Annotated in this window: 19 protein-coding genes; 13 read left to right on the forward strand and 6 right to left on the reverse strand. The window is 73.5% G+C overall.

Annotated elements, in window-relative coordinates; all coding sequences use genetic code 11:
* Nucleotides 1–85 precede the first annotated feature (85 nt).
* Genes O7634_RS24195 through O7634_RS24205 form a run of 3 tightly spaced genes read left to right on the forward strand, consistent with a single transcriptional unit; the run spans nt 86 to nt 4,150 of the window.
* The gene (locus O7634_RS24195; RefSeq protein ID WP_278152421.1) at nt 86–1,210 is read left to right on the forward strand and encodes a Vms1/Ankzf1 family peptidyl-tRNA hydrolase; all 1,125 of its coding nucleotides are present in this window, start codon (nt 86–88) and stop codon (nt 1,208–1,210) included.
* Nucleotides 1,203–2,957 (forward strand): thiamine pyrophosphate-binding protein, encoded by a 1,755-nt coding sequence (locus O7634_RS24200; protein ID WP_278152422.1) that lies wholly within the window; start codon nt 1,203–1,205, stop codon nt 2,955–2,957. Before O7634_RS24195 ends, O7634_RS24200 begins: the two co-directional genes overlap by 8 nt.
* Nucleotides 2,958–3,007: 50 nt before the next feature.
* Entirely contained in the window at nt 3,008–4,150 is a 1,143-nt protein-coding gene (locus tag O7634_RS24205) for an iron-containing redox enzyme family protein (RefSeq protein WP_278152423.1), read from the forward strand.
* Between the two features lie 232 nt (nt 4,151–4,382).
* On the opposite strand, the gene O7634_RS24210 is transcribed toward O7634_RS24205, so the two are convergent.
* Nucleotides 4,383–4,613 carry a CDGSH iron-sulfur domain-containing protein gene (locus O7634_RS24210; RefSeq protein WP_278152424.1) on the reverse strand — a complete coding sequence of 77 codons (231 nt, stop codon included), beginning with the start codon at nt 4,611–4,613 and terminating at the stop codon, nt 4,383–4,385.
* Between the two features lie 175 nt (nt 4,614–4,788).
* On the opposite strand from O7634_RS24210, the gene O7634_RS24215 reads away from it, so the two are divergent.
* Together O7634_RS24215 and O7634_RS24220 are read left to right on the forward strand one after the other, a co-directional pair.
* Entirely contained in the window at nt 4,789–6,201 is a 1,413-nt protein-coding gene (locus tag O7634_RS24215) for a hypothetical protein (RefSeq protein WP_278152425.1), read from the forward strand.
* A 221-nt stretch (nt 6,202–6,422) separates the two neighbouring features.
* A complete protein-coding gene (locus O7634_RS24220; RefSeq protein ID WP_278152426.1) occupies nt 6,423–7,565 on the forward strand; it encodes a SigB/SigF/SigG family RNA polymerase sigma factor in 1,143 nt (380 codons plus the stop codon).
* Nucleotides 7,566–7,634: 69 nt separating this feature from the next.
* On the opposite strand, the gene ctaD is transcribed toward O7634_RS24220, so the two are convergent.
* The 5 genes from ctaD to O7634_RS24245 form a co-directional block, all read right to left on the reverse strand.
* Nucleotides 7,635–9,626: a cytochrome c oxidase subunit I gene (ctaD, locus tag O7634_RS24225; protein WP_278152427.1), complete on the reverse strand. Its 1,992-nt coding sequence runs from the start codon at nt 9,624–9,626 to the stop codon at nt 7,635–7,637.
* Nucleotides 9,627–9,750: 124 nt separating this feature from the next.
* The gene (locus O7634_RS24230; RefSeq protein WP_278152428.1) at nt 9,751–10,479 is read right to left on the reverse strand and encodes an ATP-binding protein; all 729 of its coding nucleotides are present in this window, start codon (nt 10,477–10,479) and stop codon (nt 9,751–9,753) included.
* A 144-nt stretch (nt 10,480–10,623) separates the two neighbouring features.
* Nucleotides 10,624–11,070: a DUF4383 domain-containing protein gene (locus O7634_RS24235; RefSeq protein ID WP_278154061.1), complete on the reverse strand. Its 447-nt coding sequence runs from the start codon at nt 11,068–11,070 to the stop codon at nt 10,624–10,626.
* A 113-nt stretch (nt 11,071–11,183) separates the two neighbouring features.
* On the reverse strand, nt 11,184–12,341 hold the full coding sequence (locus tag O7634_RS24240; RefSeq protein WP_278152429.1) for a glycosyltransferase: 1,158 nt from the start codon (nt 12,339–12,341) through the stop codon (nt 11,184–11,186).
* A 79-nt stretch (nt 12,342–12,420) separates the two neighbouring features.
* Nucleotides 12,421–13,437, reverse strand: a complete 1,017-nt coding sequence (locus tag O7634_RS24245; RefSeq protein WP_278152430.1) for a glucosyl-3-phosphoglycerate synthase — start codon at nt 13,435–13,437, stop codon at nt 12,421–12,423.
* A 194-nt stretch (nt 13,438–13,631) separates the two neighbouring features.
* Between O7634_RS24245 and O7634_RS24250 the strand changes: the two genes are divergently transcribed.
* The 8 genes from O7634_RS24250 to O7634_RS24285 all read left to right on the forward strand — a co-directional run bounded on the left by O7634_RS24250 (nt 13,632) and on the right by O7634_RS24285 (nt 23,538).
* On the forward strand, nt 13,632–14,639 hold the full coding sequence (locus O7634_RS24250; RefSeq protein WP_278152431.1) for a Gfo/Idh/MocA family oxidoreductase: 1,008 nt from the start codon (nt 13,632–13,634) through the stop codon (nt 14,637–14,639).
* Nucleotides 14,632–15,720 carry a zinc-binding dehydrogenase gene (locus O7634_RS24255; protein ID WP_278152432.1) on the forward strand — a complete coding sequence of 363 codons (1,089 nt, stop codon included), beginning with the start codon at nt 14,632–14,634 and terminating at the stop codon, nt 15,718–15,720. The genes O7634_RS24250 and O7634_RS24255 overlap by 8 nt, the downstream gene beginning before the upstream one ends.
* Nucleotides 15,721–15,760: 40 nt before the next feature.
* On the forward strand, nt 15,761–17,542 hold the full coding sequence (locus tag O7634_RS24260) for an ABC transporter ATP-binding protein (protein ID WP_278152433.1): 1,782 nt from the start codon (nt 15,761–15,763) through the stop codon (nt 17,540–17,542).
* A 99-nt stretch (nt 17,543–17,641) separates the two neighbouring features.
* Nucleotides 17,642–19,933, forward strand: coding sequence for an accessory Sec system translocase SecA2 (secA2, locus tag O7634_RS24265; protein ID WP_278152434.1), 2,292 nt, complete (start codon nt 17,642–17,644; stop codon nt 19,931–19,933).
* Between the two features lie 334 nt (nt 19,934–20,267).
* Complete coding sequence (locus O7634_RS24270; protein ID WP_278152435.1) at nt 20,268–21,008, forward strand: GAF and ANTAR domain-containing protein; 741 nt, start codon at nt 20,268–20,270, stop codon at nt 21,006–21,008.
* A 515-nt stretch (nt 21,009–21,523) separates the two neighbouring features.
* The gene (locus O7634_RS24275; protein ID WP_278152436.1) at nt 21,524–22,021 is read left to right on the forward strand and encodes a DUF2231 domain-containing protein; all 498 of its coding nucleotides are present in this window, start codon (nt 21,524–21,526) and stop codon (nt 22,019–22,021) included.
* A 183-nt stretch (nt 22,022–22,204) separates the two neighbouring features.
* Complete coding sequence (locus tag O7634_RS24280) at nt 22,205–22,399, forward strand: helix-hairpin-helix domain-containing protein (protein ID WP_278152437.1); 195 nt, start codon at nt 22,205–22,207, stop codon at nt 22,397–22,399.
* A gap of 380 nt (nt 22,400–22,779) precedes the next feature.
* Entirely contained in the window at nt 22,780–23,538 is a 759-nt protein-coding gene (locus tag O7634_RS24285; protein ID WP_278152438.1) for a class I SAM-dependent methyltransferase, read from the forward strand.
* Nucleotides 23,539–23,649: the final 111 nt, after the last annotated feature.

Here is a 23,649-nt window from a genome sequence, read left to right on the forward strand (position 1 = left end):
GAAACCTGGTCACGGGCTCACGCCCGCGAGGTGACATCCCGGGCGACAGGGGTAAGCGGGGGGCCGAGCTGGAAAGGGGTCGAGCATGCAGCTGTCCTTCCTGCGCCCGCTCTACGACCGTCCCGGGCCGTGGTGCTCGGTGTACCTGGACGCCTCCGCGGACACCGAGGACGCCCATCCCGCGCTGGACCTGCGCTGGCGGGCCCTGGAACGCAGCCTCCTCGAACAGGGGGCCGACGAGCCGAGCATCGCCGCTCTGGACCGGGTGATCCGTGGACACGACCCGATGGTCGGCGACTACGGCCTGGCGGTCTTCGCCAGCCACGGCCGGGTGGTGCTCTCCGAGTACCTGTCCGCGCCGCCGCTACGCGACCTGGCCAGTTACGGGCCACTGCCGCACGTGATGCCCCTGCTCGCCCAGCGCGGCGAACAGGTCGCCTGGGTGCGCGTGCTCGCCGACCGGACCGGGGCCGACGCGATGGCGGTCAGCGCCGGTGGCGTACCCCGCCGGGCGCACGTCGCCGGCCGCGACGAGTTCCCGCTGCGGCGCGCCAAGCCGGGCGGCTGGTCGCAGTCCCGCTACCAGCGGGCCGCCATGGAGGCGTGGCACCAGAACGCCGGTGACGTCACCGCGGCGACGGTGGAGCTGGCCGAGCGGGTCGGCGCGGACGTGGTGGTGGTCGCCGGCGACGTCCGGGCCACCGGGATGATCGCCGCCCAGATGCCGGAACGGTGGCAGGACCTGGTGGTCCGCACCGACGCCGGCTCCCGGGCCGGCGGCGCCGACCAGACCCTGCTGGACGACCTCACCGTGCAGACCATCGCGGAGATCGCCGACCAGCGGATCAGCGCGGCGCTGGACAGGTTCGGCGTCCAGGAGGACGTCGGCGGTGGTCTCGACGCGGTCGTCTCGGCCCTGCAACGCAACCAGGTCGACACGATGCTCATCGTGGACGACCCGTCAGCCACCGGCGAGCTGTGGATCGGCGCGGAGCCCACCGAGATCGCCGTCGACCCTGAACAGTTGGCCGCCATGTCGGTGGCCGACCCGCAGCGGGTACGCGCCGACGCCGCGCTGGTCCGGGCGCTGGTCGGCACCGACGCGGACCTGACGGTGCTGGGCCCCGACGAGGCGCCCGAGCTGACCGACGGCGTCGGCGCGGTGCTGCGCTACGTCGATCCCAGCACACCGGGGCGGGGCAATGGCTGAGCGTTCGGTCGCCGACGTGGTGGTGGAACGGCTGCTCGCCTGGCGGGTGCCGCGCGTCTTCGGCTACCCGGGCGAGGCGATCGCCCCGCTCGTCGACGCGCTGGACCGCACCGGTGGCGAGCCGGCGTTCATTCCGGCCCGGCACGAGGAGACCGCCTCGTTCATGGCCACCGGGCACGCCAAGTTCAGCGGCGGCATCGGGGTCTGCCTCGCCACCCAGGGACCCAGCGCCGTGCAGCTGCTCAACGGCCTCTACGACGCCAAACTGGACAGCAAACCGGTGGTGGCGATCGTCGGGGAGGACATCTCCGGGCCGCTCGGCGGCGCGCACCAGGAGATCGGGTTGAGTCGCCTGTTCGGCGACGTGTGCAACCAGTTCGTCCGGTACGGCCGCAGCCCCGAGCACGTCGGGGCCCTGCTCGACCAGGCATTCCGAACGGCGGCGGCAACCCGCAGCCCGACCTGCGTGGTGCTGCCCCGGCATCTGCAGGAAGCGGTGGTGCGGGAGCCGCAGTCGTACGCCGCCGGGGTGATCACGGCGACTCCCGGCGAGCCGCTGGCCCGGGTGCTGCCGCACGAGGCCGACCTCGACGCCGCCGCGCAGCTGCTCACCGGCGGCCAGCGGGTCGCGATCCTGGTGGGCCAGGGGGGCCGGGACGCCGCGCCCGAGATCGTCGAGGTGGCCGACCGGCTCGGCGCCGGTGTCGCCACCTCGCTGCTGGGCAAGCCGGTTCTCGACGAGCGCCTGCCGTTCCACACCGGCGTGCTCGGCGAGGTCGGCACCCCGGCGGCGGCAGAGCTGATGGGTGGTTGCGACACGCTGCTCATGGTCGGCACCAACGACCCGTGGACCGACTACTTCCCGATGCCCGAGCAGGCCCGCACGGTGCAGATCGACATCGACGGGCGGCGGATCGGCACCCGCTACCCGGCCGACGTGCCACTGGTCGGCGACGCCGCCGAGACGCTGCGGGCGTTGCTGGCCCGGCTGCGCTCCCGACCCGAGCAGCGGTGGCGCGCCACGGTGGAGAGCTCGGTGGACCGCTGGCGGGCGGTCGCCGCCGACCGGGTCGCGGCCGCCGCGGGGCCGATCAACCCGCAGCTCGTCCTCCAGGAGCTGTCCGCCCGGATGCCGGGCACCGGCGCGGTCTCCGTCGACGTCGGCTCGGTCCTCTACTGGTACGCCCGGCACCTCGTCCTGCCACCGGGGGTGAACGCGCAGTTGTGCGGAACCCTCGGTTCGGTGGGGTGCGCGCTGCCGTACGCCGTCGCCGCCAAGCTGGCCGCCACCGACCAGCCGGTGCTCGCCCTGCTCGGGGACAGCGCGATGCAGCTCAACGGCCTCGCCGAGCTGATCACCGTGTCGCACCTCTGGCAGCGCTGGCGGGATCCCCGGCTGGTGGTGTTGGTGCTCAACAACCGGGACCAGAACGGCATGGACGGTGGGCGGGAGCCGTCGTCCGATCCGACCCACCGCCGCCCCGACGTGCCGTACGCCGGATGGGCCCGGCTGCTCGGACTGCACGGGGTGCGGGTGGACCGTCCGGAACTGGTCGGCGCGGCGTGGGACGAGGCGCTGGCCGCGGACCGCCCCTGCGTCCTCGAAGCGGTCGTCGACCCGACGGTGCCGCTGGCGCCGCCGGAGCCGGCGTTCGCGGACCTGCGGGGCCTGTACGCCGATGGCGCCCCGGCCCGCAGGGTTCGTGAGCAGGTGGAGGTCACCGTGTCCTCGGAAGATCTCGTTTAGTCACACCGGGCCAGGGCATCAGTAGCGGCCCGACAGACGCTGGAGGTCCCATGTCCGAGCCCGCTGACCGCCGCTACGGCCCCGCGACCCTGCCCGGGGCGCGTGGTCCGCTCTCGGCGGCCGTGATCGAGGCTCTGCGCCGGGCGCCGCACGACCTGCCGGCCGGTCTGGGCGCCGACCTCGACCCGGCGGACCCGATCGGTGACGAGGACCTTCAGACGACCCTGTTCGTCTGCTACGAGCTGCACTACCGGGGCTGGTCGGGGGTAGACGAGTCGTGGGAGTGGCAGCCGACGCTGCTGGCCCTGCGCGCGCGCTGTGAACGGGTCTTCGAGGCGGCGCTGCGCCGGCTGGTCGGGTCGCCGCCGGTGCCCGCCGCCGGGGTCGCGGCCGGGCTGGTCGAGCTGGTCCGGGCCGACGACGGGCCGTCGCTGGCCGCCACCCTGCACCGGCACGCCGACCTCACCCAGTTCCGCGAGTTCGCCGTGCACCGCTCGGTCTACCACCTGCGCGAGGCGGACCCGCACAGCTGGGCGCTGCCCCGCCTCGGCGGACCGGCGAAGGCCGCCCTGGTGGAGATCCAGACCGACGAGTACGGCAACGGCCGGCTGGAGCGGATGCACGCCGAGCTGTTCCGGCGCACTCTCGACCGGTTGGGCCTGGATGTCGGGTACGCCGCCTATCTCGACGCGGTGCCGGCGGTGACGCTGGCGACGAACAACCTGATGTCGCTGTTCGGGCTGCACCGGCGGCTGCGCGGGGCGCTGCTCGGGCACCTCGCCGCATTCGAGATGACCTCCTCGCTGCCCAACCGCCGGTACGGCGGCGGGCTGCGCCGCCTCGGCTTCGACCCTGTGGCCACCCGCTTCTACGACGAACACGTGGAGGCCGACGCGGTGCACGAGCAGATCGCCGCCCACGACATGTGCGGCGGCCTGGTCCGGGTCGAACCGGACCTCGCCCCGGACGTGCTGTTCGGCGCGGCGGCGGGCCTCGCGCTGGACCGGCTGTTCGCCACGCACCTGCTGGACACTTGGGCGGCCGGCCGCAGTTCGCTGCGGCCAACCGGCCCGCCGGCCCCGTCTGCCCCGCCGGCCCCGTCCGCCGTGCCCGCCCCGCCTGCCCTGCCGCCGACCGTCCCGATCGTCGCGCCGACCTCGATGGCCCCGCCGTCCCCGACCGCGCTCGTCTGAGCCGGTTGGCACGCCGCTGCCCGCTCCCTTTGCTCTGCACCCGCATGCGCACCACGCACGCTCCGTGACCGGCGCGCGGGTGGGTGCAGAGCAAAGGGAGCGGGTCGGGTGGCGGTCGCCGGGTGGTCGCGTTGCCGCCAGCGCTCGTGCTGGCGCCGTGCGGTCGTGCTGGCGCCGTGCGGTCGCGGCTGATGTCGGGCGGTTTGCGCGGGCGTGGCTGCCCGACCGCGGGTCAGCCCTCGCGGGCGGTGCCGGCGCGGAAGTTGATCACCTTGTGGGTGCCGTCGCAGAACGGCTTGAGCGCCGACTTGCCGCACCGGCACAACGCCACGGTGCCCCGGCGCGCGTCGATCCGTTCGCCGTCCGGGGTGACGAGCGCGAAGTCGCCACGGACCAGCAGCGGTCCGTCCTCGTACGGGGTGATCGTGGCGGCGGCTGGCTCGCTGGTCTCGTCGGTGCCCATGGCCCCGCAAGTGCCCGCCCTGGCCGCACCGAAACCCACGCGAACGAACGCCGTTGATGACCGGCGCACGCCGCTGACCAGCCGAATGTACCGCCGGGCGGGTGATGCCCCGTTTGAACCCCATCGGGACGGGAAGCCGGGCCGCGTGGTGAGCGAACGAGGCAAGGTGGGGCCGGTGCACAAGGTGCACAAGGGGCTCACGGCCGATGGCGCCGGGCTGGCCGGGGACCGGGTCGTGGCCGCCGGCAGCGCTGCCCGGGTGCTGGTCGCCGCCACCGCCCGGGCGCTGCGCGGCACCGACTGCGCCGACCTCGGGCACACCGGGCCGGCGTCGCGGTTCCCCGGCGCCCCCGAGCCGGTACGCCGGGCCGCCGTCACCCGGGCCGCCGGCCGGGTCGCCCTCACCGTGGCCCAGGTCGACGAGGTGGACGCCGCCCGGATGGCCCGCTGGTTCGTCGACCAGTACCCCCGCCGGCGCTACCCGGGCGTGGTGATCGGCTCGCCGCACGGCGCGGTCGCGCACCTCGCGGTGGCCCTCGGCGTGCCGTGGCTGCCGGCCGGTTTCGAGATGACAGCGCACTGGTCCGACGGCGGGGTGGACCGCCCGGCGGACGCCCTGGCGCACGGCGTCACCCTCGTCGACCGGCTGCTCGCCGGCAACGCCGACCTGCACCTGCGCCAGGTCCACTGCCCGGCCAGCCGGGGCCCGCTGACCGGGGCGACAGTGTCGCTGGCCGCCGCGTGGACGGCGCTACCGGCCGCGTACGCGCGGTTCCTCAGCGACCGGCTGCTCCCGGGCGCGCCGGTGCTGCTGATCCGCGACGCGCGCACCTGGCCGGTGCTCGAGCGCGGGCCGGGGCACAGCTTCCAGGTCGGCTGCCCGGCCAGCGGGCTGGACCCGGTCGACTTCCACCGGGACAGCCACGCGCTGCGGCAGGTGCTGCGTTCGGCCGGCGGCGACGCGACCCGGTGGGAGCCGCCGGAGGTGTCCGTACCGTCCGGCTACGCCGAGCACGACGTCGACGCCGGCTTCGAGGTGGCGGTGCGGGAGTTCTCCGTGCGGCGGAACCACCCCCTGCACCGCATCCTGGTACCGCGGCCGGGGGCCCTCAGCGCGGCGGTGGCCGACCTGTACCGGCGGTGGCTGCGCCGTGCCGGCAAGACCGGTGACCGGTTGGTGGTGGAGTGCGGTCGGCTGCTCGATCCGTGGCAGGTGGTGCGGGCGGGGTTGGTGCCGTACTGGTGTGAGAACGCCACCCGGCGCAGCGTGGACGAGGCCGAGTGGTGGCTGGCCGGCAGCGAGGCGTTCAGCTCGGTGGACGTTCTGCCCGAACCGCCCGGCGTGCGCTCGCCCGCGCTGGCCGGCCTGCCGCAGTGGCTGGCCGTGGCCGGGTTCGGGCGGCGGCGTCGGGCGTTGGACCGCACCACCGCGCGGGGCTACCCGGTCACCTCGGTGCCCACGCGGCGGGCCACCGAGGTGCTGCGCGCCCAACCGTACGACCTTCCGGTGCCGCCTCCGCTGGGGGCCGCCGAGGCACTGGCGGTGCTCCGCGACAGCGGCGGTCACCAGGGGTTGTTGGTCTCCTGAGACGGAGGACGCCGAAACATCCTCGCGAACCCGGGGTCCCGTGATTGAGTACCTACGGAGCGGGAACATCGCTGGCTGCGACGGCCTGAATGCGTCGCGTAGCCGCGGTGTCGCCCGCTGGCATCCCAGTCACTGACCCATTTCCGGCCCGGTGCGTGGCTCGACCACGCGCACGACCGGTTTCCCGATCCGGGCGGGGGACCTTCCTGAGGGAGGCGCGGATGTTCGGACAGACCGGCACGAGCACGAGCACACCACCAACCACCGATCGGGGCCTGGAGGACCTCGACGCGGCGGCGCTGGCGTACGCGGCCCGGATCGAAGGGCTGCCGCCGGAGCGGCGCGGGGAGGCCCGCGACGACCTGGTGCGGTTCGCACTGCCGTTCGCCGGACGGCTGGCCCGCCGCTACCGGGGGCGGGGCGAGCCCTTGGAGGACCTGGAGCAGGTGGCCCGGTTGGGCCTGGTCAACGCGGTCGACCGCTATGACCCGGAACGGGGCTCCTTCACCGCGTACGCCGCGATCACGATCGTCGGCGAGATCAAACGCCACTTCCGGGACCGGACCTGGGGCGTGCACGTGCCCCGGCGGTTGCGGGACCTGATCCTCGAGGTGGGGCAGGCCACCGCCGCCCTGACCAGCGAGCTGTCCCGGGCCCCGTCGGTGGCCGAGCTGTCGGCCCGGCTGGAGACCCCGGAGGAGGAGATCCTCGCCGCGCTGGAGTCGGCGGCCGGCTACAGCCCGGCCTCGCTGAACGCTCCGGTGGGTGGGGAGAGCTCCGCCGAGTTCGGGGACCTGGTCGGCGAGTCGGACAACGCGCTCGAGTCGGTCGACGACCGGGTCACGGTGAGCGGTCTGCTGCACCGACTGCCCTGGCGGGAGCGGCGCATCCTGGCGATGCGCTTCTACGGCAACCAGACCCAGGCGGAGATCGCCGCCCGGTTCGGCATCTCGCAGATGCACGTGTCCCGGCTGCTGTCGAGGGCGCTCACCTGGCTGCGTCAGGCGATGCTCGCCGACGCGCCGCCGCCCTGGCAGAACGGCGCCGCCGAGCCCGACCCGGGCAAGACCCGCATCTCGGTCAAGCAGAACGGCGAGTCGGTGGTGGTCGAGGTCGGCGGCGAGATCGACCGCGACGGCGCGGACCAACTGCGCCGGGCCATGCTGGAGGCGGTCACCGGCCAGCCCAGCGAGGTGGTCGTCGACCTGGTCGGCGCGGGCGGCTTCGACGCCGGGGGGATCGCCGCGCTGATGGCCGGTCGGGACGCGGCGGAGCGCACCGGGGTGCCGCTGCGGCTGACCCGGGTCCAGCCCGCTGTGCGCCGCTCGCTCACCGCCGCCGGTCTCGCTCCGGCCCGGGACTGACACCGCCGCGGACGTACCCCACGAAGGGCCGGCGCCCACCGGGTGCCGGCCCTTCGTGGGGTACGTCGGTCAGCGGTCCTCGGTGCCGCCCTCGCCGTGTGGGTGCCGCCAACGCTCGTGCGGCTTCGGGGCGTCCTCGGCGTCCTCGGGTGGGTCGCTCTGCTCGAAGCTCGGCCGGCGGACGCCCTCGGGCTCCGGCACGTCCACCGGTCGGGCGCCGGAGCGCGGCGCCGGCTGGTAGTCGGTGGCCTCGCGCGCGCCGTGCGCGCCCTCGGCGGACGGCGACTCCGGGACGTGGTGCTCCATCCGCAGCTCGTCGGCGAACTGCTGCGGCGGCTTGGTGGTGCGCTGCGGCAGGTCACGGCCCAGGTCGGCGACGAGCGGGCCGTACTTCAGGTCGAAGGCGGGCCGCTCGGAGCGGATACGGGGCATCTGGTCGAAGTTGCGCAGCGGCGGCGGGCAGCTGGTGGCCCACTCGAGGGAGTTGCCGAAGCCCCACGGGTCGTCCACCGTCACCACCGCCCCGTAGCGCCAGGACTTCCAGGCGTTGTAGATGAAGAAGAGCGTGGACATGCCGAGGATGAACGCGAAGATCGTGGAGATCGTGTTCAGCGTGGTGAACCCGTCGGTCGGCAGGTAGTCGGCGTACCGGCGGGGCATGCCCTCGCTGCCCAGCCAGTGGTGCACCAGGAACGTCCCGTGGAAGCCGATGAACATGGTCCAGAAGTGCGCCTTGCCGAGCCGTTCGTCGAGCAGCCTCCCGGTCATCTTGGGCCACCAGAAGTAGTAGCCGCCGAAGAGGGCGAAGACCACGGTGCCGAACACCACGTAGTGGAAGTGCGCCACCACGAAGTAGGTGTCGTGGGTGTGGAAGTCGACCGGCGGGCTGGCCAGCAGTACGCCGGTGAGGCCACCGAGCAGGAAGGTGACCAGGAAGCCGATGGCGAACAGCATCGGCGTCTCGAAGGTGAGTTGCCCCTTCCACATGGTGCCGATCCAGTTGAAGAACTTCACCCCGGTCGGCACCGCGATCAGGTAGCTGAGGATGCTGAAGAACGGCAGCAGCACCTGGCCGGTGGCGAACATGTGGTGCGCCCAGACCGTCATGGACAGCACGGTGATGGCGATGGTGGCCAGCACCAGACCGGTGTAGCCGAAGATCGGCTTACGGGCGAACACCGGGATGATCTCGGTGATGATGCCGAAGAAGGGCAACGCGATGATGTAGACCTCGGGGTGGCCGAAGAACCAGAACAGGTGCTGCCAGAGCATCGGACCGCCGGTGGCCGGGTCGTAGACGTGCGCGTTGAGCAACCGGTCGGCCGAGAGCGCCAGCAGCGCGGCGGCCAGCAGCGGAAAGACCAGGATCACCAGCACGCTGGTGAACAGCATGTTCCAGGTGAAGATCGGCATCCGGAACATGGTCATCCCGGGCGCGCGCAGGGTGAGGATCGTGGTGATCAGGTTGACCGCGCCGAGGATGGTGCCGAGACCGGAGACGACAAGGCCGACGATCCACAGGTTCGCGCCCACACCGGGGGAGTGCTCGACGCTGCTCAGCGGGTTGTAGGCGGTCCAGCCGAAGTCCGCGGACCCGCCCGGGACGAGGAACCCGCCGACCACCATGAGCCCGCCGAACAGGTACAGCCAGTAGGCGAGCGCGTTGAGGCGGGGGAACGACACGTCCGGCGCGCCGATCTGGATCGGAACGATGAAGTTGGCGAACCCGAACGCCGCCGGCGTGGCGAACAACAGCAGCATCACCGCGCCGTGCGAGGTGAAGAGCTGGTTGTACTGCTCGGAGGAGAGGAACTGCAGCCCCGGGCGGGCCAACTCGCCCCGGATCAGCATCGCCTCCAGGCCGGCCAGCAGGAAGAACCCGAAGGACGTCAGCAGGTACAGCAGGCCGATCTGCTTGTGGTCGGTCGTGGCGAGGAACTTGATCAGCGAGTTCCCGGGGACCGGTGTGCGTACCGCTCCCGGGAAGCCCCCGAAGCGGGCCGGTGCCAGGATCGCCGGACCTCGATCGCGACCGGGTTCCGTGGTTACCCGCTTGGGCATGGCTGCTCACCCCGTCGTGACGGCAAAGGGACGGGCGTGCCTACCCGACCCTCGCACCATGTAACCAGGCGAGAGCGGTAATTTCGGGCAGATCGCTGGTACCGGGAGTGATCGCCTCGAACGATCAGGTTGCCGGCAGCATCGCCCAGACCGCCTTGCCCCGGCCGGCGGGAACGCTGCCCCACCGTTGGGCCAACTCGCGGACCAGCAGCAACCCACGCCCACCCTCGGCGTGCAGGCCCCTGCCGCTCTCCCGGGCCTCGGCGCTGCTGCCGTCCACCACGGCGAGGTGCAGGTACGGCCGGCGCAGCGTGACGGTGACCTGCATCGGGGTGCCGGCGTGCCGCACCACGTTGCCGACCAGTTCGCTGAGCACCAGGGCGGCCGGTCCCGACGCCTCGGGCAGGTTCCACCGCGCGCACGCGTCGGTGACCAGCTCGCGGGCGCGCCGGCAGGCCCCGGCCACCGGCTCCAGCCGGGCCCGCATCCGCAGCGTCGACATCGCCCCGGCCAGCCGGGTCGCCTCCGCGCAGTCCGCGGACACCGGGACCACCCGGCAGGTGGTCGACTCCGCCAGCCAGCGTTGCGCGACCGGCGACGGGGAGCACAGCAGCACCGGCACCGCCGGCCACTCCTCGGCCCGCCGCGCCGTCGCGGCGAACACGGACAGCGCCAGCCGATCCTCCACACTGACCCCGGCCAGGTCCACCACCAGCGCCTCCGGCTGGTCGACGAGCGCGTCGTTGAGCGCCGTGTGCACCGAGCGCATGGTGCCCAGGTGCAGCGCGCCGGCGAGACGGACGACCGCCACCGGTGCCGTGGTGCGCACCTCGCAGGTGATCCCGCTCGACATCGCCGCCTCACCTCGCCGCTGGGTCGGGACCCGCCAACTACCCAGGGCCCCACCCGGCGAAACCGCATCATCGGCAAGGCGACGCAGGTCACGTCACGTGTCGGGCCGTCACCCGGTCGCCGGCGGGGCCGCCCGCCCGCCCGGTCAGCGGCGGGGGCGGCCGGCCAGCAGCCCCAACGCGATCATGCCGAGCCCGAGGCCCAGGTGCAGCCAGTTGTCGGCGTCGTTGACCGGCAGCACGTTCGCGCCGGTGTCGTGGTCCACCGCCAGCCCGTACAGCCAGAGCACCAGGTAGACGGCGCCGCCGCCGACCAGGAACGTCCGGGCGCCGGTGACAGTGCGGGCCAACGCCAGCCCCGCCACCCCGAACGCGAGGTGCACCAGGTTGTGCAGCACCGACACCTGGAAGACACCGAACAGGTACGCGCCCGAGTCGTGGCCGGCGACGCGCAGCGAGCCGAACCCGCTGGTGATCCCCGGTACGAAACCGAGCACACCGACGAGCAGGAACACCACCCCCACCGTCGCCGCCGCCCGACGGACCGGCGGCCTGCCGTCGGCCGGGTTGGGCCGGGCCCGGGAGTGCGCCATCGGTCCGACCATCACCGGCTCCTCGTTGCGCGGCGGGCATGAGCGTTGCCGCCTACCCGTTGCCGAAGCCGACAAACCGCCGCCGCGGCGCAGGCCCGCAGCAGTCTGGGCGCTCAGGCCGGCAGCAGCCGCGGCGTGCTGGCCAGGTGCCGGACCCGCTCGTACAGCTCGACGTAGCGCTCGGCCATCACCGCGGGGGTGAAGCGCTCCGCGGCCACCCGCCGGCACTCGTCCGGGTCGAGCGGATCGGCGGCGAGAACCAGGTCGCCCAACTCCTCCTCGTCGGCGGTGAGCAGCCCGGTCCGGCCGTGTTCGATCAGCTCCGGAAGGCAACCCCGGGCGGTGGCGACCACCGGCGTGCCCAGGGCCAGCGACTCGACCACCGCCGTCCCGCCGGGCTCCTCCCAGCGCAGCGGGAACAGCGACGCGCGGGCGCTGGCGAGCAGGTCGTCGCGCTCCTGGCCGGCCACGGTGCCGACCCAGCGGACCAGATCACCGTCGACGTGCGGCGCCACCTCGTCGAGGAAGAAGCGCACGTCCGGGTTCTGCCGGGCCTCGTCACCGGCCGCCGCGAGGTCGGCCGGACGATGGTACGGCCCGACCGGGCCGGCCAGCACCAGCGGGAACCCGACGCGACGCGCGAGCCGCGCGCCCACGTCCTGCCCCTTCCCGGGGTTGATCCGACCGAGGATGAGCACGTGCTCGCCCTTCTCCGTTCGGGGCCGGCGGTCGGCGTCGACGGCGAGCGGGGTGGACAGGTGGACGTGGCCGACCGAGTGTTCCCGCAACGCCAACGGGGCGCGGGCCAGCTGCGACGCGGAGACGCCGTTGACCCGGACCCGGTCGCCACCGTCCAGGTCGCCGTAGAGGGCCGGATGCTTGGCGAGGTCCCAGTGCAGGGTGTGCAGGGTCGGCGGCCCGGACGGTCCCATCGCGGTGAGGGTGGCCAGCCCGACCGCCTCGACGTGGTCGTGCACCAGGTCGATGTCGTCGCGGGAGCGCAGCTCGCGGACCACGCCGGCCAGGTGCGCCTGGGCGATCCCGCAGACCTGGTTGTACGGCCGCTGCAACGCGGCGAACTGCCCGTCGGCGAAGACCGACACCCGCTCGTCCACCGGCAGGGTGCTGCTCTCGACCGAGGCGAGCACCACCCGTACGCCCAGTCGACGCAGCTCCGGCACCAGCGTGGCGATCACGTTCTCGATGCCGCCGTACCCCGGTGGGGGGACGGACAGCCACGGACCGGCGTTCATCAGCACGGTGAGGCTCATCGGCCCCGTCCCTTCCTCGCGCTCACGGCACTTCCGGTTCGCGACTGCGGGGCTCGCAGGATCGGCTCACTCCTCGCGCTCACGCGGCGGCCACCCGGCGGCGGGGCACCCGGTGGCGCAGCTCGGCCAGGGGTGGGCGCTCCTCGATGGAAACGTCGCTGACCACGATCTCGCGGTCGAGGTTGGGCAACGTGTCGGAGCCGCCACGCCGGAACTGGGTCAGCAACGCCTCCGGCACCGTGCCGGGAGTGGCCCAGCCGCGCCGCTGCAACCGTGACCAGGCGGTCAGCATGATCTGCGCGGACATCCGGCCGAGGGCCGCGGTGTCCTGGTGCCGGTGCTTGCGCTCACCGAGGTCGACCTGCGCCAGCGCGTCCAAGCCGACCAGGTCGAGCAGGTCGATCATCATGGCCGTCTCCACCCCGTACCCGGAGACGAACGGCACCCGGGCCAGCACGTCGCGGCGGCCCGCGTACTCGCCGGCCAGCGGCTGCACGAAGCCGGCCAGCTCGGGCCAGAAGAGGTTGAGCAGCGGTCGGGCCATCAACTCGGTCACCCGGCCCCCGCCGTCCTGCTCCACGGTGGCGGCGCCCACCAGGGGCCGGTGGTAGAAGCCCTTCACGAAGTCGACGGAGGGGTCGGTCAGCAGCGGCCCGAGCAGGCCGCTCACGAAGTGCGGCCGGAACTCCCGCAGGTCGGCGTCGATGAACGCCACCACGTCGCCCTCGGCCGCGGCCAGGCCCGCCCAGAGTGCGTCACCCTTGCCGGTGAGCTGGGGGAGCCCCCGGGTCATCGCGTCCTGGCTGACCACCTCGGCGCCGGCGGCCCGGGCCACCTGCGCCGTCCGGTCGGTCGACCGGGAATCCACCACGATCAGCTCGTCGACCAGGGCGACCCGGTCCATCAGGTGCTCCCGGATCGTCGACACGATCGCGCCGACGGTGGCCTCCTCGTTGCGCGCGGGCAGCACCACGCTGACCCGGGTGTCCCCCTTGGCCCGCATCAGCCGACGGGTCGGCCAGTCCGCCGCCGCCGTCGTCCGGTACGTGGCCCACGCCTCCACCACCGGTGACACGCTCGATGTCATATCCCGCACGGGCACTCCTCCGTTCGTGCGTGGAAAATCCGGGATGGGTTTTTCCCATCCACGGTCACGCGCTAACCGCATTCTCGGCAACAGCTTGATCACAGAGGTGACGACAATGCGTTCCCGGGGCATGAACGTTTGATTGCGCACACCTCAGGGGACTGCCCCCCAGCGCACATGAAAAGTCTTCGAAGGGGTGTCGGATGCGGAAATGCCGGGTGGGGCTCGTCGGAGCCGGTGGGGTGGCACAGCGACACGCGCGGGTGTTGACCGGTTTCGACGACGTGGAACTGGTCGGGGTCACCGACGTCGTGCCGGAGGCGGCGGCCGCGATGGTCGCCGAGCACGGCGGGCAGGCGTACGCCGACGTCGCCGCGCTGCTGGCCGCCGGACCGGACGCGGTCTACGTCTGTGTGCCACCCTTCGCGCACGGCCCCACCGAGGAGGCGGTGATCGACGCCGGGGTGCCGATGTTCGTGGAGAAACCCGTCGCGGTGGACCTGGCGACCGCGGAGCGGATCGCCGACCTGGTCGCCCGGCGCGGGCTGCGCACCGCGGTCGGCCACCACTGGCGTTACTCGCGGGTGCTCGACGAGGCCCGCGCCCTGCTCGCCGACCGTCCGGTGCGGATGGTCAGCGGCGCCTGGCTGGACAAGGTGCCCCCGGTGCCCTGGTGGTCGCGGCGGGACCGCTCCGGCGGCCCGGTCGTCGAGCAGGCCGCCCACGTGCTCGACCTGATCCGCGTTCTGGCCGGTGAGGTGACCGAGGTGACCGCGTACGGCGACGGCACCCCGCCGCCGGTCGACGGCGCGGACATCGACTCGGTGACCACCGCCGTGCTGCGCTTCGCCGACGGCGCGGTCGGCACCCTCGGCGCGGCCTGCGTGCTCGGCTGGAAGCACCGTGCCGGCCTGGAGATCCTCGCCGACGGGCTGGCGCTCGCGATCACCGAGGAGGGGCTGACGATCCGCGACACCGACGGCGAACGGCACGTTCCCGCCGACCCGGACGCTGCCCGGGTGGCGGTGGACCGCGCGTTCGTCGACGCCGTCCGGGGCGTCGGCGACGACGTCCGCGTCCCGTACGCCGAGGCCCTCGCGACCCAGCGGCTGGCCCTCGCGGTGGCCGACTCGGCGCGCACCGGCACGACGGTGCGACTCGCCACCACCGCGCCGACGGTGCTCCGCACGGGGGTGACTGTCGATGCGTGACCGGGTCGTGGTGGTCACCGGCCCCGGCCGGGTCGAGCTGGTCGAGCAGGACGCCGCGCCGCCGAGGCCCGGCACGTTCCGGGTGGAGACGCTGTTCAGCGGCGTCTCCGCCGGCACCGAGCTGAGCTACGTCAAGGGCACCAACCCCTACCTGAACGTCACCTGGAACAACGATCTCGGGCTGTTCCAGCCGGGCGCGGTGAGCACCCCGTACCCGGTGGGCAAGCTCGGCTACATGCAGGTCGGCCGGGTGGTGCAGAGCGACACCCCGGCGGTCGCGGTGGGCACGATCGGCGCGATGACCTACGGGCACCGCACCGGCTGGCGGGCCGACCCGGTCGCCGAGCGGTTCGTGGCGCTGCCCGACGACCTCGACCCGCTGCTCGGCATCTACGCCGCGCACATGGGCCCGATCTGCGCCAACGGCCTGCTGCACGCCGCCGCCGACCTGCACGGCGCCGACGTCCGTACCCTCGGTGACGGGGTCCGCGGACGCCGCGTCGCCGTTGTCGGCGCCGGTGTGGTGGCCCTGCTCACGGCCCTGTTCGCCCGACGTCACGGCGCCGCGTCGGTGGTGGTGCTCGACCCCACCCCGCACCGCCGACAGGTCGCCGAGGCGCTCGGCCTGGAAACCCTCGACCCGGACGCGGACGACCCTGCGGTCGTGCTCAAGACCCGCTGGGCGCACACCGCCGGGGACCGGGGCGCCGACGTGGTGTTCCAGTGCCGGGGGCAGGCGTGGGCGCTGCACCTCGCCCTGCGTCTGCTGCGGCCCCAGGGGACCGTCATCGACCTCGCCTTCTACCAGGGCGGCGCGGACGCGGTCCGGCTCGGTGAGGAGTTCCACCACAACGGGCTGTCGCTGCGCTGCGCGCAGATCGGCCGGGTGCCGCGCGGTCTCGCCCCCACCTGGGACCGTGAGCGGCTCTCCGCCGAGACGATCGACCTGCTCCGCACGTACGGGGACGTGCTCCGCGAGCACCTCGTCACGGCGGTGGTGCCGTTCGACAAGGCGCCCACGGTGCTCACCGACCTGGCCGAGCGCCGCCGCCAGGAGTTGCAGGTGGTTCTCAGCTGCTGACCGGCCTCGCCGGGTGCGCGGGCCGGCTACCGTTCCCGGCATGAGCACCCCGACGGACCGGTCGGCTCCCGGCACTGCCGAGGGTCGACCGGTCGGCCTGTCCGCGCTGCTGCCGTACCTGCGCGAGCACCGCGGCACCCTGGTCGTGGTGGGCGCGTTGTCGCTGGTCGGCGCGGCGGCGTCGCTGGCGCAGCCGCTGCTCACCCGCACCGTGCTCGACCGGATCGGCGCCGAACAGTCGGTGGCCCGGCTGGTCGCGGCGCTGGTGGCCCTGGTGGTGCTCGCCGCGGCGATCGGCGGGCTGCGCGACTACCTGTTGCAACGCACCGCGGAAGGGCTGGTGCTGGGCACCCGCCGTCGGCTCGCCGGGCACCTGCTGCGGCTACCCATCGCCGAGTACGACAGCCGCCGCACCGGTGACCTGCTGTCCCGGGTCGGCTCGGACACCACGCTGCTGCGCGCGGTGGTGACCTCCGGGCTGTTCGAGACGGTCACCGGGGCGGTGACGGTGGTCGGCGCCGCCACCGCCATGGTGCTGCTCGACCCGCCGCTGTTCGGCGTCACCCTGCTCGGGGTGGCGCTGGGGCTGGGCTTCGCCACCACCTTCGCCCGCCGGGTCAGGGCGCTGGCCCGCGCCGCCCAGGAGCGGATCGGCGAGATGACCTCGGCGGTGGAGCGGGCCATCTCGGCGGCCCGGACCATCCGGGCCAGCCGTGCCGAGGCCCGGGAGACGGCCACCGTCGCCGGCAGCGCGCGGGAAGCGTACGCGGCGGGGCTGCGGGTGGCCCGGGTGCAGGCGTTCATCGGCCCGATCGGCTCGGTCACCGTGCAGGGCGCGTTCCTGCTGGTGCTGGGCATCGGCGGGGCGCGGGTGGCCGCCGGGGCGATCTCCGTCGGCGACCTCGTCGCGTTCGTCATGTACCTGTTCCTGCTGGCGCTGCCGCTCGGTCAGGTGCTGCGCGCGTACACCCAGTTGCAGTCCGGTCTGGGGGCGTTGCAGCGGATCGAGGAGATCCTCGCCGTACCCGCCGAGGGCGCGACGGACCACCCGCCGGCGCCGGCGGTCGCGACGGCGACCCCGCGCGGCCCGACTCCCATGATCGAATTCGACCGGGTGGGCTTCGGCTACCCGGGCGGCGAGCCGGTGCTGCACGAGGTCAGCTTCACCGTGCCGGCCGGCACCCGCACCGCCCTGGTCGGCCCCTCCGGCGCCGGCAAGTCGACGCTGCTGGCCCTGGTCGAGCGCTTCTACGAGGTCGGCGCCGGCACGATCCGACTGGACGGCGTCGACGTGCGCGACCTGCCCCGCGACGCGCTGCGGGCCCGGCTCGGCTACGTCGAGCAGGAGGCCCCCGTGCTCGCCGGCACGCTGCGGGAGAACCTGTTGATCACCACCCCGGACGCCAGCGACGAGCGGCTGCGCGACGTCCTCGACGAGGTCAACCTGGGTCACCTCGCGAACCGCACCGCCGCCGGGCTGGACGTCCAGGTGGGGGAGGGTGGCGTCCTGCTCTCCGGGGGTGAGCGGCAGCGGCTGGCCATCGCGCGGGCGCTGCTCGCCGGCCCGCCGGTGCTGCTGCTCGACGAACCCACGAGCAACCTGGACTCCCGCAACGAGGCGGCGCTGCGCCGCGCCATCGACGCGGTGGCCGTGCGCCGCACGTTGTTGATCGTGGCGCACCGGCTCGCCACGGTGGTCGACGCCGACCAGATCGTCGTCCTCGACGGCGGCCGGGTGGTGGCGGTGGGCACCCACGCCGAACTGACCGACGCCGACCCGCTCTACCGGGAACTCGCCAGCCACCAACTGCTGGTCGGCTGACCGTCGTCCGGCCTGCGGGCGGGCCGCCGTCGTGTCGGGGCGAACTTGCCGGGCGGCCGGGCCGCAAACGGCGGCCGGAATCGCGTACCGTTGCCGCTCATGGGTGTGTCGCAACGGTTCAAGAGCAAGTTCCGGCGGTTCCTCCAGCGCCCCGGCTCGACCGTGGATCTCGCTCCGCTGGAGAAGCTGCTGCCGGCGATCGAGGCGCGCGAGGAGAAACTCGCCGCGCTCGACGACGCCGAGCTGACCGAGGCCGCCGGCGCCGCCACCGGCTACGAGGAGATCTGCGCCGTCGGCCGCGAGGCCGCCCGCCGGGGCCTCGACCAGCGGCCGTACGACGTGCAGCTGCTCGGCGCGATGTCGCTGCTCTCCGGCAAGGTCGCCGAGATGGCCACCGGTGAGGGCAAGACCCTGACCGCCACGATCGCCGCGTACGGGCACGTGCGGCTCGGCAACGGGCCGGTGCACGTGCTCACCATCAACGACTACCTGGCCCGCCGCGACGCCCAGTGGATGGAGCCGGTCTACACCCTGCTCGGGCTCACCGTCGGCTGGGTCAACGAGGCGTCCACCCCGCAGGAGCGGCGCGAGGCGTACGCCTGCGACGTCACGTACGTCTCGGTCAGCGAGGCCGGCTTCGACTACCTGCGCGACCAGCTGGTGACCGACGTGGCGGACCGGGTGCAGCAGCCGCTGTCCACCGCCATCGTCGACGAGGCCGACTCGATCATGATCGACGAGGCGCGGGTGCCGATGGTCCTGGCCGGCGCGGTGCCGGGCGAGCAGGACCCGGTGCACGCCGCCGCCGCGCTGGTGCGTGGCCTGCGCAAGAACAAGCACTACACGGTCGCGGAGGACGGCCGCAGCGTCGCTTTCACCTCCGCCGGCCTGGCCGCCATCGAGGCCAAGCTCGGCATCGACCTGTACGACGAGGAGCACGTCGCGCAGCTCTCCGCGGTCAACGTGGCGCTGCACGCGCACGCCCTGCTGCACCGTGACGTGGACTACATCGTCCGGGACGGCACCGTCGAGCTGGTCGACGAGATGCGCGGCCGGGTGGCCCAGCGCCGCCGCTGGCCGGACGGTCTCCAGGCCGCCGTCGAGGCCAAGGAGGGGCTGGACGCCACCGCCGAGGGCGAGGTGCTGGGCACCATCGCCATGCAGGCGTACATCGCGCTCTACCCGAAGGTGTGCGGGATGACCGCCACCGCGGTGCACGTCGGCGACCAGCTACGGGAGTTCTTCAGCCTCGAGGTCGCGGTGATCCCGCCGAACACCCCGTGCATCCGCGAGGACGAGCCGGACCGCATCTACGCCACCCGGGCCGAGAAGGACGAGGCGCTCGTCGACGAGATCCAGCGCGCGCACGCCAAGGGGCGGCCGGTGCTCGTCGGCACCCTGGACGTCAAGGAGTCCGAGGGGCTGGCCGCCGGGCTGAACGCCGCCGGGGTGCCCTGCGTCGTGCTGAACGCCAAGAACGACGACGAGGAGGCGGCGATCATCGCCGAGGCCGGCGCGTACGGCGCGGTGACCGTCTCCACCCAGATGGCCGGCCGGGGTGTCGACATCCGGCTCGGCGGCAGCGACCAGAGCGACCGGGAGCGGGTCGCCGAGCTGGGCGGGCTCTATGTGATCGGCAGCGGCCGGCACGACAGCCGCCGGGTCGACGACCAGCTGCGTGGTCGCGCCGGCCGGCAGGGCGACCCGGGTGGCTCGGTCTTCTTCGTCAGCCTGGAGGACGACCTGGTCGTCAAGCACGCCTCCGACTCCGTGCCGGCGTCGCCGCGGATGAACGCCGACGGCCTGGTGACCGACGACCAGGTGGACTACGCGGTCGAGCACGCCCAGCGGGTCGCCGAGGGCGTCAACCACGAGATCCACCGCAACACCTGGCGCTACAGCGTGGTCATCGAGCAGCAGCGCAAGGCCCTCGCCGCCCGGCGGGAACGGCTGCTGACCAGCGACGTGGCAGCGGTGATGCTGCTGGAGAAGGAGCCCGAGAAGGCCGGCGAGATGGACGAGGACCTGCTCGCCCGGGCCGCCCGGTCGATCGCGCTCTACCACCTGGACCGGCTCTGGGCCGACCACCTGGCCGAGCTGTCCGAGGTCCGCGAGGGCGTACACCTGCGCGCCCTGGGCCGGCTCGACCCGCTGGACGAGTTCCACCGCGCCGCGGTGCCTGCGTTCAACGACCTGGTCCCGGAGATCGAGGCGCGCACCATCGCCACGTTCAACGAGACCGAGTTCGACGAGGACTGGCAGCCCGACGACAGCACCCTCGTCCGGCCCACCGCCACCTGGACGTACCTGGTGCACGACAACCCGTTCGGGTCCGAGCTCGACCGGCTGATCGCCTCGATCGGGCGGCGGCTCAGCGGCACCTCGCGCTGACGGAGAACCCCGGGGGCCCTGCCGTACGCTGCGGCGGGGCCCCCGGTTTGGGCCGTTTCGACCCGGGTTTGCCGGGGTAGTAGGGCTGGTCCGTCCAGGTATCAGCGCTGGATTTTCCAGTTCGGGGCTGGTCCGTCCAGTTCGGGGCTGGGTCGTCCGGTCCAGGGCCGGTCCGTCCGGTCCAGGGCTGGGTCGTCCGGTCCAGGGCTGGTCCGTCCGGTCCAGGGCTGGTCCGTTCAGTCGGGGCTGGTCCGTTCAGTCGGAGAGAGCAGACGATGGCAGAGTTGACGACACCCGCCGGTCGCCCGCGACACCGCACGGAGGCCGCGAGCCGGTGAACCTCGACACGCGGGAACCGGTGGTGCCGACCCTCGGGGTCCTGGAGACCGCAGCCCTGTTACGGGAGCTGACCGCCGGCCTGATCAATCTGACCGACTTCGACGAGGCGCTGCTGGCACTGGTCCGGGTCACCCGGGACGCGGTGGCCGGCGTCCGCTGGTGCGGCTTCACCGCCCTGCGCGCCGGTGAGCCGGCCGGCGTCGCCGCCTCCGACGAACGGCTCGCCGGGCTGGACGACCTCCGGCACGGGCCCGACTCGCCAGCCATGAGCGCGATCCGACGGCGCGAGATGATCCTCGCCGCCGACCTGACCGGCGAACCCCGGTGGCCGGCGTGGGCCGCCCGAGCCCGCGACCTCGGCGTACGCGGGGCGATCTCGGCGCCCGTGGACATCGACGACCAGGTGATCGGGGCGATCAACCTCTACGCCGCCGCGCCGGACGTGCTGACGCCGCAACACCAACTGACGGCGATGTTGCTCGCCGAGCACGCCGGCCTGCTGCTGGCCGCCGTCCGCGACCGTGGGCGACAACTCACCCTCGCCGGCGAACGGGACGCCTCCCTCCTCAGCGACGGAGTGGTGGACCAGGCCGTCGGCGTGATCATGACCCAGCGCGGGTGCCCCCCGGCCGAGGCCCTTGACGTGTTGCGAACCGCCGCGTCGTCGCTGGACATCCCGCTGCGCGAGGTGGCCGAGCGGCTGGTCCGTACCGTCTCCCGCGAACGCGACAACTGACCCCCACCTGGTTCGTGCCGCCGACGCCGGGAGGCTAACGCCGCCGGTGCCGCCGGTGCCGCCGACGCCGCCTCGCCGCCGGTGCCGCCGACGCCGCCTCGCCGCCGCCGACGCCACCTCGCCGCCGCCGACGCCACCTCGCCGCCGCCGGTGCCGCCGACGCCGGTGCCGCCGCTGTCTCGCCGCCGGCGAGGCGGCGACCTGGCCGGCCTGGCGTAGCGTGCCTGCCGTGGTCTGTCCTGCAGCCGGGGCGCGTTCGATGATCAACTCGGGTTTCGTGAAAGCGCGGCAACCGAGGCGGTGGGAAGGCCCGATTCCCTGAAACGCGAGTCGGTCGAGCGGGACGTCGGGGTGTCCGGGGCGGTGGGAAGGCCCGACTTCCTGAAACGCGAGTTGATCGAGCGTGGACGTGTCCGTTCGTCCGGTCAGCGGCGAGTCGGGCGGAATCGTTTCGCCGTGAGCGGGGTCGGGTAGCAAGGTGGTCAGGTGAGCTGCGCCGACCCGGGGGAGGACCGATGCAGAGCCGGCTGCGAGTGCAGGGGCACCCGATCCAACCGATGCTGGTGACGTTCCCGCTCGGGTTGTTCGTCAGCGCCACCGTCTTCGACCTCACCGACGTCGTCGGCGGTCCCGCCTTCCTGGGCGAGGTCGGCTACTGGACGGGCGTCGCCGCTCTTGTCGCCGCCGCCTTGACCGCGATGGCCGGCATGGTCGACCTGTGGGACGTGCCCGTCGATCACACCCGCCGCACCGCGGTGGCCTTCAATCTGGTGAACGCGGTGATGGCCGGCATGTTCCTCCTCACCTGCCTGATCCGGGCGCACTCCCCGCAGCGCGGCGCGTCGGTCGCGATCCTGGCCACCGAACTGGTCGCACTGGCCGTCGGCGGGGTCGGGGTGCACCTGGGCGCCCGGCTGATGCGCCAGTTCGACTCGGGCCGCCCCGAGGCCGGCGGCCTCGACGCGCTCGCCGGCTCCACCGGGGAGGTCGCCCGTCCCTGGCCCGGTCGCTGAGCTGCTTCGCACCGTCAGCCGGCCGAGCGTGACTCGGCCGCTCGGCGAGACGCGGCTGCTGGCGTGAACCGGCCGCTCTGCATGACCCGGCCGTTGGCATGACCCGGCCGTTGGCCTGACTCGGCCGCTCGGCGGGCTCGGGCTTGGGCCGCCGGGGTGCGGCTGGTCGTCTAGCATCCGCGGATGACCTCGTCCCTGGACGCTCTCCCGAAGATCGGCGCGCCGGCCACGCGCGCCCTGCATGCCGCCGGCTACACCGCACTGCGCCAGCTCGCCGACGTCCCCCGGGCCGACCTGGCGAGACTGCACGGCATGGGACCGAAGGCGCTCGGCATCCTCCAGGCCGCTCTCGAGGAGCACCAGCTCCGACTCGGCTGACGACCGGCCCGCCCACTACCGCAGGCCGCCCGAGCACCGCGAGTCCGACGTAGCCACAGGGGCCCCGCCGGTGGCGCGAGCGCCCGGCGCGCACGCGGGTGGCGTGGCCGATCCGACGGTGCGGCGGGTAGGTAGCGTGGCCCGTCCGATCCGACGGGGTGCGGAGCGTGGGTGGCGTGGCCCGTCCCACGCGGCGCGGTGCGTGAGCAGTGGGGCCAGTCCGGCGCGGTGCGGTGCGTGAGCAGTGGGGCCAGTCCGGCGCGGTGCGTGAGCAGTGGGGCCAGTCCGGTGCGGTGGGGTACGTGGCTTGTCCGGTGCCGCCGTCCGTGGACGGAGCAAATCGGTTGCCGGTCGAGTGCTTGGCCGCGAGGGTGGGCGGCATGAACGCCGAGCGTGCCGCCGACGAACTGATCGCAGAGGCTCTCGCGGCCCCGGTCAACGGGTGGGGCTTCGACTGGCTGGCTGGCCGGGCCACCGAGGAGCGTCCACCGTGGGGCTATGCCCGGCTGGTAGCTGAGCGGATGGCACACGCCGAGGCCGCGTTGGACGTGGACACCGGCGGCGGGGAGGTGCTCGCTGAGGTGCCGCATCCGCCGAAGCTGCTGACGGCCACCGAGGCGTGGCCGCCGAACGTGGAGGTGGCCCGCCGTACCCTGCGTCGGGTCGGCGCGACGGTGGTGGCGGTCGCACCGGACAGCGCGCTGCCGTTCCGCGACGCCTCCTTCGATCTGGTGGTCAGCCGGCACCCGGTGCGGACCGACTGGGCGGAGACGGCGCGGGTGCTGCGGCCCGGTGGCACGTACCTGTCACAGCAGATCGGGCCAGGCACCATGCGGGAGCTGAGCGAGGCGATCCTCGGGCCGCTGCCACCGCCGGGCCAGCGGCATCCCGAGCAGGCGGTCGCCGACGCCGAAGCCGTCGGCCTGCGGGTGGTCGACCTGCGGCGGGCCACCCTGCGCGCCACGTTCGCCGACATCGGCGCGGTGGTCTGGTTCCTGCGCAAGGTGGTCTGGACGGTGCCGGGCTTCACTGTGGAGCGCCACCGTGCCCCGCTGCGTGATCTGCACCGCCGCATGGCCGACGAGGGACCCTTCGTCGCTCACGCCCAACGCTTCCTCATCAGGGCCGTCCGCGCCTGATCCCCGCTTCCCCGCACCGTTGATCTTGCATTTGCGGTCGCCGCAAATGCCCATAACCGCGACAATACGCCCGCAGAAAGTGCAAGATCGCCGGGGCCGGGCCGGGCCGGG

Origin of the sequence: Micromonospora sp. WMMD1120 (assembly GCF_029626235.1) — a bacterium.
Lineage (GTDB): Bacteria > Actinomycetota > Actinomycetes > Mycobacteriales > Micromonosporaceae > Micromonospora.

Coding starts and splice junctions, on each gene's coding strand:
- O7634_RS24195 (WP_278152421.1), top strand. CDS start 86: ATGCAGCTGTCCTTCCTGCGCCCGCTCTACGACCGTCCCGGGCCGTGG.
- O7634_RS24200 (WP_278152422.1), top strand. CDS start 1,203: ATGGCTGAGCGTTCGGTCGCCGACGTGGTGGTGGAACGGCTGCTCGCC.
- O7634_RS24205 (WP_278152423.1), top strand. CDS start 3,008: ATGTCCGAGCCCGCTGACCGCCGCTACGGCCCCGCGACCCTGCCCGGG.
- O7634_RS24210 (WP_278152424.1), bottom strand. CDS start 4,613: ATGGGCACCGACGAGACCAGCGAGCCAGCCGCCGCCACGATCACCCCG.
- O7634_RS24220 (WP_278152426.1), top strand. CDS start 6,423: ATGTTCGGACAGACCGGCACGAGCACGAGCACACCACCAACCACCGAT.
- ctaD (WP_278152427.1), bottom strand. CDS start 9,626: ATGCCCAAGCGGGTAACCACGGAACCCGGTCGCGATCGAGGTCCGGCG.
- O7634_RS24230 (WP_278152428.1), bottom strand. CDS start 10,479: ATGTCGAGCGGGATCACCTGCGAGGTGCGCACCACGGCACCGGTGGCG.
- O7634_RS24235 (WP_278154061.1), bottom strand. CDS start 11,070: ATGGCGCACTCCCGGGCCCGGCCCAACCCGGCCGACGGCAGGCCGCCG.
- O7634_RS24240 (WP_278152429.1), bottom strand. CDS start 12,341: ATGAGCCTCACCGTGCTGATGAACGCCGGTCCGTGGCTGTCCGTCCCC.
- O7634_RS24250 (WP_278152431.1), top strand. CDS start 13,632: ATGCGGAAATGCCGGGTGGGGCTCGTCGGAGCCGGTGGGGTGGCACAG.
- O7634_RS24255 (WP_278152432.1), top strand. CDS start 14,632: ATGCGTGACCGGGTCGTGGTGGTCACCGGCCCCGGCCGGGTCGAGCTG.
- O7634_RS24260 (WP_278152433.1), top strand. CDS start 15,761: ATGAGCACCCCGACGGACCGGTCGGCTCCCGGCACTGCCGAGGGTCGA.
- secA2 (WP_278152434.1), top strand. CDS start 17,642: ATGGGTGTGTCGCAACGGTTCAAGAGCAAGTTCCGGCGGTTCCTCCAG.
- O7634_RS24275 (WP_278152436.1), top strand. CDS start 21,524: ATGCAGAGCCGGCTGCGAGTGCAGGGGCACCCGATCCAACCGATGCTG.
- O7634_RS24280 (WP_278152437.1), top strand. CDS start 22,205: ATGACCTCGTCCCTGGACGCTCTCCCGAAGATCGGCGCGCCGGCCACG.
- O7634_RS24285 (WP_278152438.1), top strand. CDS start 22,780: ATGAACGCCGAGCGTGCCGCCGACGAACTGATCGCAGAGGCTCTCGCG.